This is a genomic window from Synechococcus sp. RC10B2, from assembly GCF_047502635.1.
In genome coordinates this window covers 85,714-101,967 of sequence record NZ_JANSHO010000044.1, presented here as the reverse complement: position 1 = coordinate 101,967, position 16,254 = coordinate 85,714, and the positions used below count along the sequence as shown (strand labels likewise).

At 60.5% G+C, this 16,254-nt stretch carries 19 protein-coding genes and 1 tRNA gene; 12 read left to right on the top strand and 8 right to left on the bottom strand.

Features of this window, described 5'->3' with window-relative positions; genetic code table 11:
• Positions 1-159 precede the first annotated feature (159 nt).
• Positions 160-912, bottom strand: coding sequence for a 5'-methylthioadenosine/adenosylhomocysteine nucleosidase (locus NW855_RS05715; RefSeq protein WP_099812049.1), 753 nt, complete (start codon positions 910-912; stop codon positions 160-162).
• 28 nt (positions 913-940) lie between these two features.
• Positions 941-1,288, bottom strand: coding sequence for a (2Fe-2S)-binding protein (locus tag NW855_RS05710; RefSeq protein WP_099812050.1), 348 nt, complete (start codon positions 1,286-1,288; stop codon positions 941-943).
• 123 nt (positions 1,289-1,411) lie between these two features.
• Between NW855_RS05710 and NW855_RS05705 the strand changes: the two genes are divergently transcribed.
• From NW855_RS05705 to nuoK, 5 genes are all read left to right on the top strand, one after another.
• A complete protein-coding gene (locus NW855_RS05705) occupies positions 1,412-1,879 on the top strand; it encodes a YbjN domain-containing protein (RefSeq protein ID WP_011430472.1) in 468 nt (155 codons plus the stop codon).
• Positions 1,879-2,610, top strand: a complete 732-nt coding sequence (locus tag NW855_RS05700; protein ID WP_099883913.1) for a lipoyl protein ligase domain-containing protein — start codon at positions 1,879-1,881, stop codon at positions 2,608-2,610. Before NW855_RS05705 ends, NW855_RS05700 begins: the two co-directional genes overlap by 1 nt.
• Positions 2,611-2,892: 282 nt before the next feature.
• Positions 2,893-4,221 (top strand): TPM domain-containing protein, encoded by a 1,329-nt coding sequence (locus NW855_RS05695; RefSeq protein ID WP_414508510.1) that lies wholly within the window; start codon positions 2,893-2,895, stop codon positions 4,219-4,221.
• A gap of 105 nt (positions 4,222-4,326) precedes the next feature.
• A complete protein-coding gene (locus NW855_RS05690) occupies positions 4,327-4,935 on the top strand; it encodes an NADH-quinone oxidoreductase subunit J (RefSeq protein ID WP_414347733.1) in 609 nt (202 codons plus the stop codon).
• A gap of 79 nt (positions 4,936-5,014) precedes the next feature.
• The gene (nuoK, locus tag NW855_RS05685) at positions 5,015-5,320 is read left to right on the top strand and encodes an NADH-quinone oxidoreductase subunit NuoK (protein ID WP_041439067.1); all 306 of its coding nucleotides are present in this window, start codon (positions 5,015-5,017) and stop codon (positions 5,318-5,320) included.
• A 22-nt stretch (positions 5,321-5,342) separates the two neighbouring features.
• On the opposite strand, the gene NW855_RS05680 is transcribed toward nuoK, so the two are convergent.
• A complete protein-coding gene (locus NW855_RS05680) occupies positions 5,343-5,843 on the bottom strand; it encodes a low molecular weight protein-tyrosine-phosphatase (RefSeq protein WP_011430467.1) in 501 nt (166 codons plus the stop codon).
• Positions 5,844-5,994: 151 nt separating this feature from the next.
• Here NW855_RS05680 and NW855_RS05675 point away from each other — a divergent pair, with 151 nt between their 5' ends.
• Both NW855_RS05675 and NW855_RS05670 read left to right on the top strand, forming a co-directional pair.
• On the top strand, positions 5,995-6,243 hold the full coding sequence (locus NW855_RS05675) for a hypothetical protein (RefSeq protein WP_011430466.1): 249 nt from the start codon (positions 5,995-5,997) through the stop codon (positions 6,241-6,243).
• A gap of 58 nt (positions 6,244-6,301) precedes the next feature.
• Positions 6,302-6,952 (top strand): ABC transporter ATP-binding protein, encoded by a 651-nt coding sequence (locus NW855_RS05670; RefSeq protein ID WP_011430465.1) that lies wholly within the window; start codon positions 6,302-6,304, stop codon positions 6,950-6,952.
• Here the strand turns inward: NW855_RS05670 and NW855_RS05665 are convergent.
• Positions 6,943-8,076 (bottom strand): murein hydrolase activator EnvC family protein, encoded by a 1,134-nt coding sequence (locus NW855_RS05665; protein WP_071813517.1) that lies wholly within the window; start codon positions 8,074-8,076, stop codon positions 6,943-6,945. The genes NW855_RS05670 and NW855_RS05665 overlap by 10 nt on opposite strands.
• 814 nt (positions 8,077-8,890) lie before the next feature.
• Here NW855_RS05665 and NW855_RS05660 point away from each other — a divergent pair.
• The 3 genes from NW855_RS05660 (at position 8,891) to NW855_RS05650 (ending at position 11,034) form a co-directional block, all read left to right on the top strand.
• Entirely contained in the window at positions 8,891-9,631 is a 741-nt protein-coding gene (locus NW855_RS05660) for a bifunctional 4-hydroxy-2-oxoglutarate aldolase/2-dehydro-3-deoxy-phosphogluconate aldolase (protein ID WP_011430463.1), read from the top strand.
• Positions 9,632-10,016: 385 nt separating this feature from the next.
• Positions 10,017-10,508 carry an rRNA maturation RNase YbeY gene (ybeY, locus tag NW855_RS05655; RefSeq protein ID WP_041438372.1) on the top strand — a complete coding sequence of 164 codons (492 nt, stop codon included), beginning with the start codon at positions 10,017-10,019 and terminating at the stop codon, positions 10,506-10,508.
• Positions 10,492-11,034, top strand: coding sequence for a diacylglycerol kinase family protein (locus NW855_RS05650; protein WP_099812054.1), 543 nt, complete (start codon positions 10,492-10,494; stop codon positions 11,032-11,034). Before ybeY ends, NW855_RS05650 begins: the two co-directional genes overlap by 17 nt.
• 228 nt (positions 11,035-11,262) lie before the next feature.
• Here the strand turns inward: NW855_RS05650 and thrB are convergent, their stop codons facing one another.
• The 3 genes from thrB to NW855_RS05635 form a co-directional block, all read right to left on the bottom strand.
• Positions 11,263-12,183, bottom strand: a complete 921-nt coding sequence (gene thrB, locus NW855_RS05645) for a homoserine kinase (protein ID WP_011430460.1) — start codon at positions 12,181-12,183, stop codon at positions 11,263-11,265.
• 72 nt (positions 12,184-12,255) lie between these two features.
• Entirely contained in the window at positions 12,256-13,467 is a 1,212-nt protein-coding gene (locus NW855_RS05640) for an ABC transporter permease (RefSeq protein WP_011430459.1), read from the bottom strand.
• Complete coding sequence (locus NW855_RS05635; protein WP_011430458.1) at positions 13,464-14,861, bottom strand: efflux RND transporter periplasmic adaptor subunit; 1,398 nt, start codon at positions 14,859-14,861, stop codon at positions 13,464-13,466. The genes NW855_RS05640 and NW855_RS05635 overlap by 4 nt, the downstream gene beginning before the upstream one ends.
• 171 nt (positions 14,862-15,032) lie before the next feature.
• Between NW855_RS05635 and rplS the strand changes: the two genes are divergently transcribed.
• The gene (rplS, locus tag NW855_RS05630) at positions 15,033-15,416 is read left to right on the top strand and encodes a 50S ribosomal protein L19 (RefSeq protein ID WP_011430457.1); all 384 of its coding nucleotides are present in this window, start codon (positions 15,033-15,035) and stop codon (positions 15,414-15,416) included.
• A gap of 62 nt (positions 15,417-15,478) precedes the next feature.
• Positions 15,479-15,551, top strand: a tRNA-Trp gene (locus NW855_RS05625).
• Positions 15,552-15,812: 261 nt separating this feature from the next.
• Here NW855_RS05625 and NW855_RS05620 read toward each other — a convergent pair.
• Positions 15,813-16,226: a hypothetical protein gene (locus NW855_RS05620; RefSeq protein ID WP_011430456.1), complete on the bottom strand. Its 414-nt coding sequence runs from the start codon at positions 16,224-16,226 to the stop codon at positions 15,813-15,815.
• Positions 16,227-16,254: the final 28 nt, after the last annotated feature.

Below are 16,254 nucleotides of genomic sequence, written 5' to 3'. Positions count from 1 at the left end.
TTCTCGGAAGCTCCCGTCTACAGCCCGTCAGGGCTTAGCGGGAGAGGATGTCACCTTGGCCGCCCGCGCCGGGGCAGGAGCTAGCTTACAGACAGGGAGTAATCTGACCTCTGTTGGCAGGCGTCGCTTCCTCCCCACGGCTAGCCGCGCTGCGTTTTTCTAAGGAGGGGGAGGCAAGCTCTGTAGAACGCTGTGAACCACCGCTGCCGAGTTGAGAGCCGCTGTCTGAAAAAAAGTTAGGAAATCGGTATCGCTCCCTATGTCGCTAACCGATCGGACCAGCAGACAAGGGATCCCAGCTTCTTGCGCCACCCGTACCACCGCCGCTCCTTCCATTTCCACGACCAGGGCTCCGGTGCGCTCGCGAATTTGATGCCGGAGCTTGGCGTCGGCCACAAATACATCGCCCGTGGCCACCAGGCCTTGGTGGATGACCGGCTGCCGCCCCTGCAGCGGGTGAAGAGGGATCCGCTCCCCTTGGGCCACGATCAGGTCGTAAAGGGCACTATCGGCCTCCGCTAGAGGATGGCGCAACTCAGGGATAAAGTCGATCCCCAAGACAAAGCCTTCGGGCCGTCCGGTGCCGAAATCGTGCTCGATGGCGGCATGGGCCAGCACCACATCCCCCATCTGCAGGTGATCGGCCAAGGCGCCGGCCACGCCGGTAAAGATAATGCCCCGCAAAGGGAAGTGGGCCACCAACAGGGCTGCCGTAGTTGCCGCTCGCACCTTGCCCACCCCCCCTTGAACTACCACCACCGGCTGTCCGGCCAGGGATCCCTGATGGAACTGCCGCCCCAGATGGGTATGGACAGAGTTGATCTCCATTGCTTGGGTGAGCATGGCCACTTCTTCCGGCAGGGCCCCCAAAATGCCGACAGCCTTTTGGGAGGGGTGGGATGGAGTTTCCATAGGGCTTCCCTTAGGTTTTTGAGAATCCTCAGGTTTGAGAGGCGGGCGGGATCCGCTGTCCCCACAGGCCTGGCCATTTGGTGACTTTGAGATCTCCCAGCACCTGCACCTGACAGGCCAAGCGCAGCCCGTTGCCGTCCTGGGCCGCCGCCGTGGACGGGAGTTGGTGGGGTGGCAAAGACAGGCGGGCCCGTTCTCGCCAGCCCATAGGGGAAACAGCCCCTTCGATTTGTACGGCACAGGTGCCCAGACCGCGGCAGTTGAGGATAGGAGCCGGCGGGTTGTAGAGCGGGATCCCGGCTTGCAGCAGCACCTGGCGCAGGTTGGCGCCCGCCTCATAAGCGAGGGTGCGTCCTTGAACGTCAGGCTGGGGCATAGGTAACCTTCCCAACCGCGAACAGTTCTATTCTGGCCTGAGCCGGATCCGGCAGCATGGCAGGTAGGTGGGAGGGCTAGGCAGTATAGTTAAGGTGGTTAGACAGGGAGTAGGGGAAAGACCATGGTCTACAGCGAGCCGCTCATCGACCGTTCTCCAGAAGGTTTTCCAGGCCTGATGGAAGAGCCCCCTCGCTACGTTGAAGTTGTCTCAGCAGTAGTTTCCAGCCTCAAAGAAGATGCCGCCTACGAGAACCACGAGCAGGGCCACACCTGGAAATTCACCTACGGCAGCGTGGAAGTGTTCGTCCACCTGAGCGGCGAATCCCCCGAAGATACCCTGTTGGTGTGGTCTCCCGTGCTCTCTCTGCCGGTGGCGGAGCCGGCTAAGCTCATGCAGAAGCTGCTGGAGAAAAACTGGAGCGAAACTCTGGAAGCCCGTTTTTGCATCTGGAACAACCAAGTGGTGCTAAACCACCACCGCACTCTGGAAGGGCTCAGCGCTGGCGAGATCTCGCGCGCCATCACCCTTGTGGCCAGCTTGGCCGATGAGTACGATGAGCAGCTCCAGGCTGAGTTTCCCAAAGCTTGATGGGATCCCAGGGCTCTTGGCTGCCCTATCGCGTGGCCGCTGGCGGCTGGCAGATGGAGCAGGACTTTTGGCTTTTGCAGCGGCTGCGCCAGGATCCCAGGCCCTGTTTGCGCTTTTACGGCTGGGATCGGCTTACCCTCTCTCTGGGACGTCACCAGGCCTGGCCAGATCTGCCGCCAGGGATCCCGATGGTGCGCCGGCCCACCGGAGGACGGGCGGTGTTGCACCAGGCGGCGGAAGATGCAGCAGAGCTGACCTACAGCTTGGTGTTGCCCCTCTCTTACCTCCAAGCTCGGCTGCCCAATTTGCGGCGAGCCCAGGTGTACGACTTCTGCTGCCGTTTTTGGGTAGAGGGGCTGGCGGCGCTGGGCATTGAGGTGGATGCTCCCGCTTCTGTCCGCGGCCAAGGTGGCCAGGATCGGGGCTACCGCAACAAAATCAGTTGCTTTGCCGCCCGTACCCGTGCCGATCTAAGCTGGCAGCGCAAAAAGCTGATGGGCAACGCCCAACTGTGGCAACCCTGGGGGATCCTGCAACAGGGATCCCTCCTGTTGCGGCCCAATCCCGAGCTGTGGGAACGGTACCTGCCCGGATCGCAAGTGATTGGCGTGTACGACCTTTGCCCAACAGCGCCGGGGATCCCTGAGTTGATTGAGCATTTTCTCCGCATGGCCCAGGAGTGCTTTGAGGTGGAATGGCAAGAAGAAGCCTGGCCCGCACTGCTGGCTTAGTTTCTGGTTTCTAATCAACCATCGAGGGAGCAAGAAATAGCTTGACTCTTGCTGAAAAAGAGTTGTGCAGAAAAATCCGGAAGGCTTTGCAGCTAGACCGAAGAAGATTTTCCCTTGCTTAGAGCTCTAGCCTCTTTCCCCTGCGAAAAGAGGAAAGCCAAGACTCGTCCCAGCGCTATTTTTTGTGTCGACAAACACCAAAGGCAAAGCAGCAAGAGACTGCTACCCTCTCCATCCCCAATAGCTGTGCTAAAACCAAGGCAGCGCTCAGCCAGGTAAGCCATGCCAAAAGTTTGGGCGGCAGTTTTGCTAGGCATTTTCTTACTGCCGCAGCCCGCTTGGGCCATTACCCTTGAACAAGTGCCCAACCCCCGCCGTCAGTATGGAGGGTGGGTTTCCGACACCGCCAATATCCTCAGCAGTAGCACTGAAAACGAGCTGAACCGCCTTATCACCCAGCTTGAGCAGCGCACCGGTGCCGAGATGGCGGTGGTTACGGTACCCAATACCCAGGGATATGCCACACCGAAAGCGTTCACTACGCAACTATTCAACTACTGGGGCATTGGCAAGGCTGGCCGCAACAACGGCGTGTTGTTCCTCGTCTCGGTAGGAGATCGGCGGATAGAGATTGAGACAGGCAGAGGCTTGACCACCCTCCTCCCCGACAGCCAGGTTCAGCAGATTATCGACCAGCAAATCCTGCCCAGGTTTCGCGCCGGAGACTTCGACGGCGGCACCCTAGCGGGAGTACGGCAGTTGGCCTCAGCCCTGCAGGGGCAGCAGGCTTCCACCTCTCTTTCCCCTGCAACCGTTCCTCAAGCGGTTGGAGCGGGATCCCTGGCTGTTGCCCAAAGCTCCCTGGAAGGGATCCTGCTGCTATTGGGGATCATCATCCTAGGGGTGGGGTGGCAGCGCTCCCGCTTGCCGGTCTACCTAAAGGCCGAGCGAGGGACAAGACGAGCTATCCCCCTGACCCGTCGAACTCAAGAGGCGGCTGCTCTCTCTTCGCTCCAGAGCGATCCCATTCGACTGTTTCTCTATTCCGGCTCCCTTTGCCTTGGCCTCTTCCTGATGTCGGCCAGTGGCAACTGGCTGGTGCTGACGCTGCCCCTCCTGGCGGCTGTGGTGACCGACGGCACCCTGTGCCAGAAGCGGGGGATCCCCTTTCAGCCCGTGGTCTGCCAAAGCTGCGGTCGACCCATGCGCCCCATCCAGGCGCAAGTTCTCGATACGTGCCTCTCCCCGGGAGATCGCTTAGCCAAAAGCCGGGGCAGAGCCAGCTACTACGGCTGGTTTTGCCCTAGCTGTCAGGGGGCAGCTGTGGTTGTTCGCGAGAATGCATTTTATCGCCACCTCTATTGCCCCCGGTGTCAAGCTCTCACCCTCGACCTCACCACCCAGGTTCTCAGGGAAGCCACCTATTCCTCTAGCGGCTTGAAGCTGGAAATCCTGAGCTGTCCTATCTGCGGGTACCGCAGCGAGCGAGAGGTGGTCATCCCCGAGCTCAGCGACACAGACACAGATTCAGACTTCGGTGGAGATTCAGGTGGAGATTCAGACTTCGGTGGCGGTAGCAGCGGAGGTGGCGGAGCGGGCGGCAGTTGGTGAGACCCAACTCTAGAGATTTCTCTATCGATCTGAAAAAGGAGTCGGGCTTCTCTTAAATCCGCCAGGGCAGTACAGTGGTAAGGGAGCAGCGATAGAGAAGATCCCATGACCCTTGCAGAAGGCGTACAACTGGTTAGCTTTGGGGTGCTCTCGGCAATGGCCATTGGCTTTGCCCTGGGAGTGGTTTGGGCCCCTAACATCGTCTATTCCGGCTTTCTCTTGGGGGGCGTTTTCCTGAGCATAGCTGGGCTGTACCTTCTCTTGAATGCCGATTTTGTGGCTGCAGCTCAGGTGTTGATCTACGTCGGCGCCGTCAACGTGCTGATCCTGTTCGCCATCATGCTGGTGAACCGGCGCTACACCTTTGCCCCTCTGAAGCTGGGCTGGCTGCGCAATGGAGTGACAGCGGCGGTGTGTTTGGGGCTGTTTGCCCTCCTGACGGCAATGGCCCTGAATACCCCCTGGCAGTTGGAGCCGATCCAGCCCACGAGCAGTGCTTTGGTGATGGGTGGGCATTTCTTTAGCGACTATCTGTTGCCGTTCGAGTTGGCTTCTGTTTTGCTGCTGATGGCGTTGATCGGGGCCATTGTGCTGGCGCGTCGAGAGTTTGTCGTTCCCCAAGCCCAAGAAGGGGATCTCAGCTTGCTGGAGCGGGCCCGGCCACAGCTTGAATCGGAGTCGGAACGCCCAGCAGAGCTGGTGAGCACGCGTTGAAGCTGCCTGCTCTCGGCCATACAGCCCAGCGTTTTCCTGATGCCCCTCTCATCTGTATCCAGTGGAGCCTCTTGTGATGTTGCAACTGCAGTTTTTCTTGGTGGTCGCGGCAATTCTTTTCTGCATCGGCATCTACGGCTTGATCGTCAGTCGCAACGCCATTCGGGTGTTGATGTCGATTGAGCTGATGCTCAACGCCGTCAACCTGAACTTTATGGCTTTCTCCAACTTTGTCGACTCGGGCTTGATTCGCGGCCAAGTGTTTTCGGTATTTGTCATCACCGTGGCGGCTGCCGAGGCGGCAGTGGGCTTGGCCATTGTGTTGGGGATCTACCGCAACCGCGCCACCATCGACATGGAGAGCTTTAACCTGCTCAGGTGGTAGTTGTTTTCTTGATCGATGACTTTCAGGTGCGGCTGGGCAGCGGCGGGCATTGGATCCCAGGGATCAGGGATTCCAGCAGGCCGCTGCAGGCGTCCCAGAGCAGCTCGATCACGTAGTGAAACCCTGCCTCGCCCCCGTAGTAGGGATCCGGAACTTCTTCATCGGTGTGAGAACGACAGTAGCTACAGATTAGGCGTACCTTGTCGGCATATCTTCTCTGGGGATCGAGGCTGAGGATATCGCGGTAATTTTGCCGATCCATGGCCAGGATCAGGTCGAACTCCCGCAGATCCAAAGGATGAATTTGCCGGGCTTGGCCGTGCAGCTCCAGTCCATAGCGCTGGGCAACTTGTCGCATGCGGCGATCTGGGGGACTGCCGAGGTGGTAGGCGGCTGTACCTGCCGAATCGCAGAGGATGTCCCCCTCATGGCCGCTGCTCTGCAGCAGGTGGTTGGTGATCCCTTCGGCAGCGGGAGAACGGCAGATGTTGCCCAGGCACACAAACAGCAGCTTTTGGCTCATGGATCCCTCGACGGCAGTGAACATTTCCCACCGCATTATCTGCGTTTTGCGGCCCAGAGTACAGAAGCAGGCGAGAGGGGATAGGGCCCTCAGGCGGCAGCGGGACAGATTCTTGGCCAGAATGGAGCTAGTTCCCCTGGTGAGATGTCTTATGCCAGATGCCACCCGCTACCCCCACCCGCAGGATGTGGCCAACCTCATTCTCTACTTGCAAACGGAGCTGGCTCTGTTTGAACAATGGGCTGCTCAAGAAGGGATCCCGTCTGCGGCTCTGCGCCCCATCGAGCGCTCCCAAGAGGCTTTGCGGCGAGCTGTAGATCAACTGGAGCTGCGGGAGTGGTACCGCGAACTCACCTATGGCTTTCGGGATCAGTTGGGGCGCCTAGAAGAATGGTTGTAGCTGTCCGGCAGAGCTTTCCAGTGCCAAAATAACGACAACTTTCCCAGGGGCGCCGCTCATGTTGCAGGTTCAGGATCTCTGCTACCACCCGGCAACCCTCCCTCAGCCGATTCTCCGGGATCTCTCCTTTGAGCTGGGCCTGAATCAGTTGGGGCTGATCGTGGGCAAAAGTGGGGCCGGCAAGAGCACCCTGCTGGAAATTTTGGCCGGCTTGGCGCGGCCCACGCGCGGGCGGATTGCCTGGGGAGGAACAGAGCTCTCCCCCCAGCAGTTGCGCAGCATGGCGGGGCTGGTGTTTCAGTTCCCGGAGCGTCACTTTTGTGGCTTGACGGTGCTAGAGGAAATGCGCTTCGGCCACCCGGAGCTGCAACAAAAGGAGATTGAAAACGTTCTCAAACAGGTGGGATTGGAAGGGATCCCTCTGTGCACCTCCCCCAACCATCTCAGTGGCGGACAACAACGGCGCTTGGCCCTGGCGGTACAGCTTATTCGCGGCCCGCTGCTACTGCTGCTGGACGAGCCGACGGCAGGGCTGGACTGGTCGGTGCGGCGGCAGTTGATCGAGCTGCTGGCCCGGCTGAAATCCACCTGGACGGTGTTGGTGGTTTCCCACGACCCAGAGGAGCTATCCTCCATTGCCGATGTGCGGTGGATCTTGCAGGCGGGATCCCTGCAGCCGTTGCCGACAGATGCGCTGCTTCAAAGGTAGCGGCGGGGATCCACCGGCTGGCCGTTGACCCGCACCTCGAAGTGAACGTGGGGGCCGGTGGAGAGGCCGGTGGAGCCGGAAGCGGCAATGGCCTGCCCCCGCTGTACCTGCTGACCCACCCCAACGGCGACGCGGCTGTTGTGGGCGTACAGGGTGGTGATGCCGCCGCCGTGGTTGACAATCACCGTGTAGCCGTAGCCGCCATACCAGCCGGCGTAGATGACGGTGCCCCGGTCTGATGCCCGAACTGGCGTGCCGGTGGGCACACCGAAGTCGATCCCCGCATGGAAGCGGCGGCTTCCGTAGATGGGGTGAACCCGCCAGCCGAAGCCGCTGGTGATTGGCCCGCGCACTGGTGGGATCAACCGGCCTGTCCCCTGAACCGGATCTCTGCCCCCCCGCTGCTGAGCCTGCTGGGCGATCAGTTGCTGGATGAGGATGGTCAACTGTTGGGAATCGGCTTCCAAACGCCGTTGGGCTGCTTCATAGGCGGCGCGCTCGTTGGCCAGGCGGCCCACCAGTTGCTCTTGGGCGGCAGCCTGCTGCTGCAGTTGGTTTTTCTGGGCTGCCAGCTCCTGCAAGATTAAAGAAATCTCGTTGCGCTGCGCTTCCAGGGCGATCCGCTGCTGATCCACCTCCTTGGCCATCACCTGCAGCTCTCGGATCAACTGCCGGTCGGCTTCGATTAGCAATTGCAACTGGTGGCGGCGATCGAAAAACTCGTTGAGGTCGCGGCTGGTGAGCAGCAAAGCCCACCAATGTTCCGCCCCCTGCCGCTGCATGTAGCGCAAGCGGGCGGCCGTGCCCTGCTGCTGCCGTCTCAGGCGGTCTTCCAGCTCTTGGAGCTCCTTCTGCGCTTGCTCTAGCGCCCTCTGGGCCTGTTCCAGACGATATTGGTTGTCGCGAAGGCTAGCTTCTGTCTGTTGGATGTTTTGCCGCAGGGATCCCATGCGGCGACGGGCTTCTTCTTCCGCTTGGCGCAGCTCTCCCAGGCGTCGCTGGGTGCCCCGGATTTGTTGCTGGATCTGTTGCTGCCGCTGTTGCAGTTGGTGGAGATTCTGCGCCTGAGATGGAGCAACCCGCCACAGTCCCCCCAGCACCAGGAGGGCGAGCAACCCGACCATCACCCATGCCTTCAGGCTGTGTGTCCCACAACTGAGCTTGACCACTCCCCACACCCTCGGCAACCAACCTACCGACCCTAAGAATACAAAGATTCGCAAGGACTGATCGAGCCCAATCGCGCTGTTGCCCGCTGTCGTTACTCCAAATCGTTACAAGATACAAGCAAAACGGCTGGGTTATTTTCAATACCAGTAAAACCGTTCATTCCTTCAATTCCTGACTTCCCCCTCCCTTTGAGAGAGGGGCTGGGGGCGAGGGATCCTCACTGCGGCTAGGTTCGTATCGATCTCCAGATCCCACAGGTCTAATCGGTGCCCAACCTAAACAACCGGCAAGCCAGAGCAACCTCGACACAACATCCAGACAATGGCGATAAACTAGCCGCTCACCTGCCGGCAAAACCTCATGCCAGTAAGATGAAAACGATCAATGCCAACCAGAAAGTTACCTCGTAGAGATGGGCTACCATGCGCCACCTTTCCCCTGAGGGAGCTTCCTCCTCTCCTCTGCCGAGTTCAATGTTGGTTAAGGAGCTAACAAGGCTGCAGATAGCTACTAAAATGAGAGACCAGCGACGCCATGAAAGGATGGGAAAAGTAAGCGCTCCAACGAGTGCTACAAACCCGCAAACAGTTGCCCCTATAAACACCACTTTTGCCTGTTCTTTATTCTATTTTAGCCTTCTTCTCAAAAGGAAATTTGTTATAGCTTGTCATTGTTTTACCGTCGGGCTGTTTGGTTATTTTTAATTGCAATTAAACTTAAAATCAACCCAAGCAAGGTAGAAATCGATGAGAGAGGGCTTTTCCACAGATGGTGTTTGAGGGTTCTGAACAGAGCTTCAGAGAGGGATGGCGGCACCCCTGGCTACTCCATTTGTGGCAGCAGCCCCTGATCGCGGTGATCCGCCTCTCGGCCAGCCCGGCCCAAGCCCTTGAGGGATCCACCCTGGCCATCCGGGCCGGGATCCGCCACATTGAGATCACTCCCCAAGTTCCCCGGTATCTGGAGTTGATTGCCCAACTGCGGCAAGACTACCCGCATTGCTGGGTAGGGGTGGGCACGGTTTTAAATCGGCAGATGGCAGAGCAGGCTTGGCAGGCGGGAGCCCAATTCTATGTTTGCCCCTTTGCGGACGAGAGCATCATCCGCTGGGGTCGGGAAGCAGGGCTGCCCATTGTGCCCGGCGCCCTCACCCCCGGCGAGATCTGGAGGGCCTGGCAGGCCGGGGCAACGGCAGTAAAGGTGTTTCCGGCAGAAAGCCTTGGCGGATCCCGTTACCTGCGCCATCTGCAACCGGTGCTGGGATCCCTGCCTTTGATCCCAACTGGGGGGGTTACCTTGGCCAATGCAGCAGAATATCTGCAGGCAGGGGCCTGGGCTGTCGGCATCGCCGGGGATCTCTTCCCGGCGGAGCTTCTTTCCCAGCAAGGGGTTGATCCAGACAGTTGCCGGCAAGAGCTGGAAAATCGGCTGCGGCAAACGCTACAACAGCTTGCCAGCCAGAGGGTCGCCGCAGCCTGGCCCGAACTTCCGGGTGAACCCCCAGAGTAGGGGGCGCGTTGACGCTCCCCGCACTTGAGTGGGGAGATGGCCGAGCACCCTGGCAGCAAACTTTGGAGGGCGCTGCCCAGCCGCACCCCCGACATCCCTCAGACAAAGAAAGTCCGAGAGTTGCGTCTGATTTCCCTATCACCTTGGCCGCCGCTCCCCTTACATGGGGTTCCTTGACTTCCCCCTTCCAGGGTTTGCAGCGTATTTGCCTGGGGAGGCGTCTTTTATGGCTATCGCAGCGGCACCCTAGCACAGCCAGCAATGTTAGCGCTACAGTACATTGAAGGTTTGTACCACTGGCAAGGGCGACTCAAGTCGTGGGTGGCCGTTCCGCTCCGTACTCAATGGGGCCAGCGAGCCAATTTTGGGTGTGAGTGAGGCCTGCATGGAGGGATTCCTGGATCTGTACCTGGAGCTAAACGTCCCCAGCCCAGTTGAGGAAGCCACTTGGCACCGTTGGTTTGAGGTGTGGCTGCGGGAGCTGGGGGTGACGGATCCCTGCGAGCTCAGCCTTTGCCTCACCTCCGACGAGCACATCCGCCAGCTCAACCGCGAGTTTCGCCACATCGACGCTCCCACCGATGTCCTGGCCTTTGCCGCCGAGGAGACGTCCACCCCTGTCGAGCTGCAGAAGATAACAGGGGTGCGCCTGCTGGGGGATATCGTGATTTCGGTACCCACCGCTTGCGCGCAGGCAAAAGCCCAGGGGCAGCGGCTGTCGCGGGAATTGGCCTGGCTGGCCAGCCACGGCCTGCTGCATCTCTTGGGATGGGATCACCCCGATGAGCTTTCCCTACAGCGCATGCTGCAGCAACAGCACCACCTGCTTGCCGCCATCCAAGAAGACCTGGAGGTGACCCATGGCCAGCAGCCCTAGCCGTTTTCCCCAGCCGCTGCGTTTGGCGGCATTGCGACGGCGAGCCCCTTTCACTTCAGCGCAGGTCGATTCGGCCCATCCCTCCGAGGCACCAGACCCGGGAGCCGAGGCTGACCTCGCGGCGCAGGATCCCTGGCAGCGCCCCCCCTCGTGGCAGGTGGCCACTAGCCTAAGTAAAAGCTTCTACTATGCAGGAAAGGGCCTGCTGTACGCCGCCCGCACCCAGCGCAACTTTCGCATCCACCTGGCTATGGCGGTAGTGGCCTTTGTCTTAGGGTTGGCCCTGCGGCTGAGCGCCGTAGAAATGGCCCTGATCAGCTTGACCAGCGGGATGGTGATGGCCTTGGAGCTGGTGAATACTGCCCTGGAAGCAGTGGTGGATCTGACCCTGGGCAGCCGCTATCACCTGCTGGCAGAAATTGCCAAAGATTGCGCTGCTGGAGCGGTGTTAGTGGCAGCGATGGCGGCTTTGGCTGTGGCAGCTTGGCTGTTTCTCCCCCCCTTGCTGCTGCTGCTGCCAGGGTAGGGACGCCGAAAAAGTTTTGCCCAGCCTCTCAAGGGATCCCATCCCAAACAGGTTTGTGCTGTGGATTCCTGGCTCCCCTCTCCCGCAGGGAAAGGGGTTAAGGGGTGAGGGATAAGGAGGGTCGGGAACTTGAGTGGGAGGGCGGTGTCCTAGTCTGCGAAAGGCCTATACGCCTAAAAGCACGACCCCTTTGTAATCGGGGTGACCAGCTTGACCCAAGGGCCTCCTCTATATTTGGGAATGGATCACCACCCGTCCCCCCTGTCGATCCAAATTCAGGGGTTTGGCCTCTGCTTCGATATCCAGTTGCTCCCAGGCGCCGACCATGGCGCATCCCACCCGTTCTCGCTCCTCCGGGGCGCAGAAGGCTAAAAGCGTGGGGCCAGCCCCGCTGATCACCACCCCATAGGCCCCGGCAGCCAGAGCCGCTGCCTGGACGGTTTTGAAGCCGGTAATCAGCTCCATGCGCGCCGGTTGGTGCAGTCGATCCTGCAAGGCCACCTTCAGCCAGTCCGCCCGCCCCGACTGCAGGCTGCGGATAAGCAGCCCCAGGTGACTGACGGAAAAGACAGCATCCGCCAGGCTGACGGACTTGGGCAGGATCTCGCGGGCCGCCTGGGTAGACAGCTTAAAGTTAGGCACCGCCGCCACTAGGCCGATGCGCTCGTGCCAATCCACCGGGCAAAATACCCATTGCCCCTGCTGCCCCTGCACACAGAGTTGACAGCCGCCCTGGAGGGCGGGCACCACGTTGTCGGGATGGCCTTCAAGGGCAATGGCCAACTGCAGGAGAGTCTCAGGAGCCAGGTTCAGCGATCCAAGAGCATTAGCCCCCAACAGGCCGCCGACAATGGCAGTGGCAGAGCTGCCCAGGCCCCGCGCCAGGGGCACGTTGAGGGTGATCTCAATCTCCACCCCCGGCACCGGCTTGCTTAGCAGCTCGAAAGCACGGCAGAAAGCGCGGTACACCAGGTTGTCCTTGCTCTGGCTGATGTGATCGCTGCCGCGATAGTGGATGCTGAGGCCGGTGGGAATCTCGCGAAATTGGAAGTGGTTGTAGAGCTCCAGGGCTGCACCGATGCAATCGAACCCCGGCCCCAAGTTAGCGGTGGTGGCGGGGACGATCACCTCTACTCGCTCTCTAACCAAGGGGGAAGCTCCTTAGCGAACGGCGGGCAACTCAATACCTGTAAGCCCCCATTATCCTACGAATGGGAGATCTCAGGCTCGCAGGGCCTCGATGGGATCTAGTTGCGCCGCTTGGCGGGCCGGGAAAATGCCGAAAACCACCCCGATCCCCGTCGAGAGGGAAAAGGACACCGCCACCGCCACTGCATCCACGCGGGTGGCCAGGGGGGTGAACACTTGCAGCGCCACCAGCAGGCCGCTGCTGAGGAGGATCCCGGCCACGCCCCCGCTGACGGCAATGAGAATAGCTTCGGTGGCAAACTGCTGCAAAATTTGCCGGCTATCGGCGCCGATCGCCTTGCGCAACCCGATCTCGGAGGTGCGTTCCGACACCGAGATCAGCATCACATTCATGATCCCCACCCCGCCCACCAGCAGCGAGAGGGCCGCCGTGCCGGTCAGCAGCACCCGCAGCAAGGTTAAGATCCTGGCCGCCCCGTCCAGCAACACCTTTTGGTTGCGGACGACGAAGTCATCCTCCCCCACCAGTTGGTGCCGTTGCCGCAGCAAGTTGCGGATCTGGAACTCGGCAGCCGGCAGATCTGCTTCGGAGCGGGCCGAGACGAAGATCGCCGTCAGTTCCAGGCCATAGGGGGAGCGCCGCCCCACAAACCGGTTGGCCACCACATCCACCGGCAAAAACAGGCCGGCATCGCTGTTGCCAAACACCGTTGGCTTAGAACGCAACGTGCCGATTACCTCGAAGGGCAGGTTGTTCAGCAGCACCGTCTCCCCGATGGCGGCAGCGGGATCCAAGCCGAACAGCTCGCGGGCGGCCTCGCTGCCCAGCACCACCACCGGGCGCTGCTCCTCAATATCCGCTGGCAAGAGAAAGCGCCCCTCCTCGATCTCCAAATTCAGCACCGACAAATACTCCGGCCAGGTGCCTGTGGCCTCATAGCGGCGATCCACTCCCCCCCGCACGGCGCGCACATTGACCACAAGACTGGGGACGGCTGCCGACACAGCGGGCACTTCCGCGGCAATTGCCCGTAGATCGTCGAGGGTAATGGGACGGGTGTTGCTGGCGTCCGCCAGGCCCAAGCTGGAAGAAAAGACAATGAGCAAGTTGGTGCCCAAAGAACGGAACTGATCCACGGCCAGCTCCTGGGCAGCATGGCCAAACCCGGCAATGGCCACGACGGCGGCGTTGCCGATGAGGATCCCTAACATGCTTAAACCGGTGCGCAGGCGGTAGCGGCGCACCATTTGCCAGGCCATTCGGGCTGCAATCGGTAGGCTCATGGGTGTGGCTTGATTTGAGCGGTTTCGCTGCGATTTTGCTCTTGTCGGATCAAAGTCTCCAGGTTCACCCCCGGCGGCAGCGCCGTAAAGACCCGATCCCCCGCCCGCAAGCCGGAGAGCACTTGGGTGATCCCGCCCTGGGTGAGGCCTGTTTCCACCGGTCGATAGACGGGCCGCTGGGTTCGCGGATCCAGCAGGATCACTCCCTCTTGGCCCTGCTCCCGCAAGATGGCCACCGAGGGCACCGTGAGCGCCTGAGGCTGCCGCTCCCCGATAAAATCCACCGAGACGTTCATGCCGGTGCGCAAAAAGTCTGCCCCCGCCTCCGGTTCGATCATGACCCGAAAGACGGTGACCTCCCGCACCACCACCGTGGCAGGGGCAATCCGCTTCACCCGCCCCTGCACCACCCGATCCGGATAGGCCAGGGAGCGGATCTCCACCGGCTGCCCCACCCGCACCTGGGCAATCTGCGCCTCCGGCACCTCGGCTCGCACCTCGATCCCCTGGGCCAGCGCCAAGATAGAGCTGGAAGAAGCGGCGGTGGCATCGGAAGCTGCGGTAGTGGGAGTTACAAAGGATCCCACCTCGGCAAAGCGCTGGACAACCACGCCGGAAAAGGGCGCCCGGATCTCGGCCTCAGCCAGGCGAGATTGCCGCTGGGCCAGCTCTGCCTCCGCTTGGGCAATCTGGGCTTGGATCTGCTGCAGCGTTTCTGGGCGGCTACCTGACCGCAATCGCTCCAGCTCCTGTTGAGCCGCTTGCCAGTCCGCCTGCGCCTGTTCCAGGCGGGCCAGGCGTTGATCCAGCTCGCTACGGGCCACCACCCCCTGCTGCACCAGGGTCTGAATCCGCTCCAATTCCCTTTCGGCCAACCTCACTTGCGACCGCGCCGCATCCACCCTGGCCTGGGCCGCCGCGATCACCTGGGGTCGCTCGCCAGCTTGCAGTTCCGCTAGGCGGGCCTGTAGCTCTTGGATGCGGGCTTGGGCTTGGCGAATGCCGCTGGCTAAATCCCCGTAATCCATCCGAGCCAACACTTGCCCTGCCACTACCTCATCTCCCTGATCCACCAGCAGCTCTGCCAGACGACCGGACTCGCGGGGGCTGACATTCACCTGCCGGATCGGCTGCACCTGGCCGCTCACCCGCAGGCGTTGGGCGAGATCTGTCACCTGCACGGGCACCGTTAGCCTCTCCAGGCGCTGGGCCGTCTGTTGCCGGAGCTGACGCTGAACGAGAATGCCGCCGCCCAAGCCGGCTAACAATATCCCCACAAGGATCCAGCCGATGGGCAGTCCTCTGTTGTGGGATCCGGTCTGTGGCAGAGGTTGGTCAGCAGATTTGGCAGGGGTTGGGGATCCCGTCTGGGGCTCATTGGTGCGCAGGATCACAAAAGTCTCTCGCCTTTAACAAGGGCTTTCTCTGTATCCAGCCTATTGAAAAAGGAGAGGGGGTGCAAACGCGGTTTCCCGCATGGCCATTGGGTTCGGACGGCTGGCAAGCTCTGTACAAAAAAAGGGGGGATTGCTACACTGATTAGCTGCCGATAACGCGGGAAAGCCATGAACGCTCGCATCAACGCCGAAGAGATCATCCGCTCCATCGAAGCGGCCCACATGAAGTCGGATCTGCCAGAGATCCATGTTGGCGATCAGGTACGGGTGGGGGTGCGCATTCAAGAGGGCGGCAAAGAGCGGGTGCAGGCCTTTGAAGGCACGGTCATTGCTATGCGTCACTCTGGATGCAACCGCACCATCACGGTGCGCAAGATTTTCCAGGGAATTGGAGTGGAGCGGGTCTTCCTAGTTCACTCGCCGCGCATCGACTCAATCCAGGTGTTGCGGCGTGGCAAGGTGCGGCGGGCCAAGCTGTTCTATCTGCGAAACCGAGTGGGCAAGGCCACTCGCATCAAAGCCAAAACGGATTCTAAAGAAGAAACCCTCTAAGGCTTTGGGCATACCTGCTACACTAGGTAAACTAGGTAAGGGGCTGACCCTTTACTACTCCTGCGTCCTTAGTTCAGTTGGTAGAACGTCGGTCTCCAAAACCGGATGTCGGGGGTTCGAGTCCTCCAGGACGCGTCAGCGGTTCGGCATTTTGAGGTGGCTTGGGGTAGATTCTCAAGCTTAAGCGCCCCGAGCTGCCAATTTTCAGAGAGAAGTCAGGGATCCAAGCCAACCGCTCCAACAAAAATTGGACGAGCCTGTTTAGACTCGCCGCTGCGGCCAAGGAACTTCGGCGGCAGCCGTTCGCAATCGGGCTGAGGGCGCTGCGGAGAGTCTTCCAGTTCCCCGTGAACGAGGATTAAAGAGATAGAGATCCCAACTTTTCCCGGGCCAAACCTAGGACTTCCTCGCTTCCTTCTTGATGCGATCCAACTCTGCCTGTAGCTCAGCAATCTGTTGGCGCAAACGGGCAGCTTCCGAAAGTTCAAGGGCAGTGCCAGTCTTGTCTTCAGCGTCGCCCATGTCGTCAATGTTGATCTTGCGAGGGGCGCCAGCAGACCTTTCCCCCCCCCTACGGTTGGCGTTGGCAGCGATGGCGTCCATGTAGGCCCGCGCCTCTTCGGCGGTCATCGCCCCCCGCTCCACCAATTCATCCACCAAAGCCTGGACCTGCTTGCGCAGCTCCAGCAGACGGCTGTTGGCTCTCCCGGCCACCTTTGCAGCATTGTCTGCCACCACCGCGGCCAAACCCATGCCGAAGTAGAAAGCCTTCTGAGCAAAGTTGGCGAGGGGGTTGTCTGTCTCGGCCATACAGGTGTGCGCTGCCAGGGCAGAGGTA

What these genes read in the sequence shown, in the direction of transcription:
- NW855_RS05715 (WP_099812049.1), bottom strand. Translation starts at nt 912, where the DNA reads ATGGAAACTCCATCCCACCCCTCCCAAAAGGCTGTCGGCATTTTGGGG.
- NW855_RS05710 (WP_099812050.1), bottom strand. Translation starts at nt 1,288, where the DNA reads ATGCCCCAGCCTGACGTTCAAGGACGCACCCTCGCTTATGAGGCGGGC.
- NW855_RS05705 (WP_011430472.1), top strand. Translation starts at nt 1,412, where the DNA reads ATGGTCTACAGCGAGCCGCTCATCGACCGTTCTCCAGAAGGTTTTCCA.
- NW855_RS05700 (WP_099883913.1), top strand. Translation starts at nt 1,879, where the DNA reads ATGGGATCCCAGGGCTCTTGGCTGCCCTATCGCGTGGCCGCTGGCGGC.
- NW855_RS05695 (WP_414508510.1), top strand. Translation starts at nt 2,893, where the DNA reads ATGCCAAAAGTTTGGGCGGCAGTTTTGCTAGGCATTTTCTTACTGCCG.
- NW855_RS05690 (WP_414347733.1), top strand. Translation starts at nt 4,327, where the DNA reads ATGACCCTTGCAGAAGGCGTACAACTGGTTAGCTTTGGGGTGCTCTCG.
- NW855_RS05680 (WP_011430467.1), bottom strand. Translation starts at nt 5,843, where the DNA reads ATGAGCCAAAAGCTGCTGTTTGTGTGCCTGGGCAACATCTGCCGTTCT.
- NW855_RS05675 (WP_011430466.1), top strand. Translation starts at nt 5,995, where the DNA reads ATGCCAGATGCCACCCGCTACCCCCACCCGCAGGATGTGGCCAACCTC.
- NW855_RS05670 (WP_011430465.1), top strand. Translation starts at nt 6,302, where the DNA reads ATGTTGCAGGTTCAGGATCTCTGCTACCACCCGGCAACCCTCCCTCAG.
- NW855_RS05665 (WP_071813517.1), bottom strand. Translation starts at nt 8,076, where the DNA reads ATGGTCGGGTTGCTCGCCCTCCTGGTGCTGGGGGGACTGTGGCGGGTT.
- NW855_RS05660 (WP_011430463.1), top strand. Translation starts at nt 8,891, where the DNA reads ATGGTGTTTGAGGGTTCTGAACAGAGCTTCAGAGAGGGATGGCGGCAC.
- ybeY (WP_041438372.1), top strand. Translation starts at nt 10,017, where the DNA reads ATGGAGGGATTCCTGGATCTGTACCTGGAGCTAAACGTCCCCAGCCCA.
- NW855_RS05650 (WP_099812054.1), top strand. Translation starts at nt 10,492, where the DNA reads ATGGCCAGCAGCCCTAGCCGTTTTCCCCAGCCGCTGCGTTTGGCGGCA.
- NW855_RS05640 (WP_011430459.1), bottom strand. Translation starts at nt 13,467, where the DNA reads ATGAGCCTACCGATTGCAGCCCGAATGGCCTGGCAAATGGTGCGCCGC.
- rplS (WP_011430457.1), top strand. Translation starts at nt 15,033, where the DNA reads ATGAACGCTCGCATCAACGCCGAAGAGATCATCCGCTCCATCGAAGCG.
- NW855_RS05620 (WP_011430456.1), bottom strand. Translation starts at nt 16,226, where the DNA reads ATGGCCGAGACAGACAACCCCCTCGCCAACTTTGCTCAGAAGGCTTTC.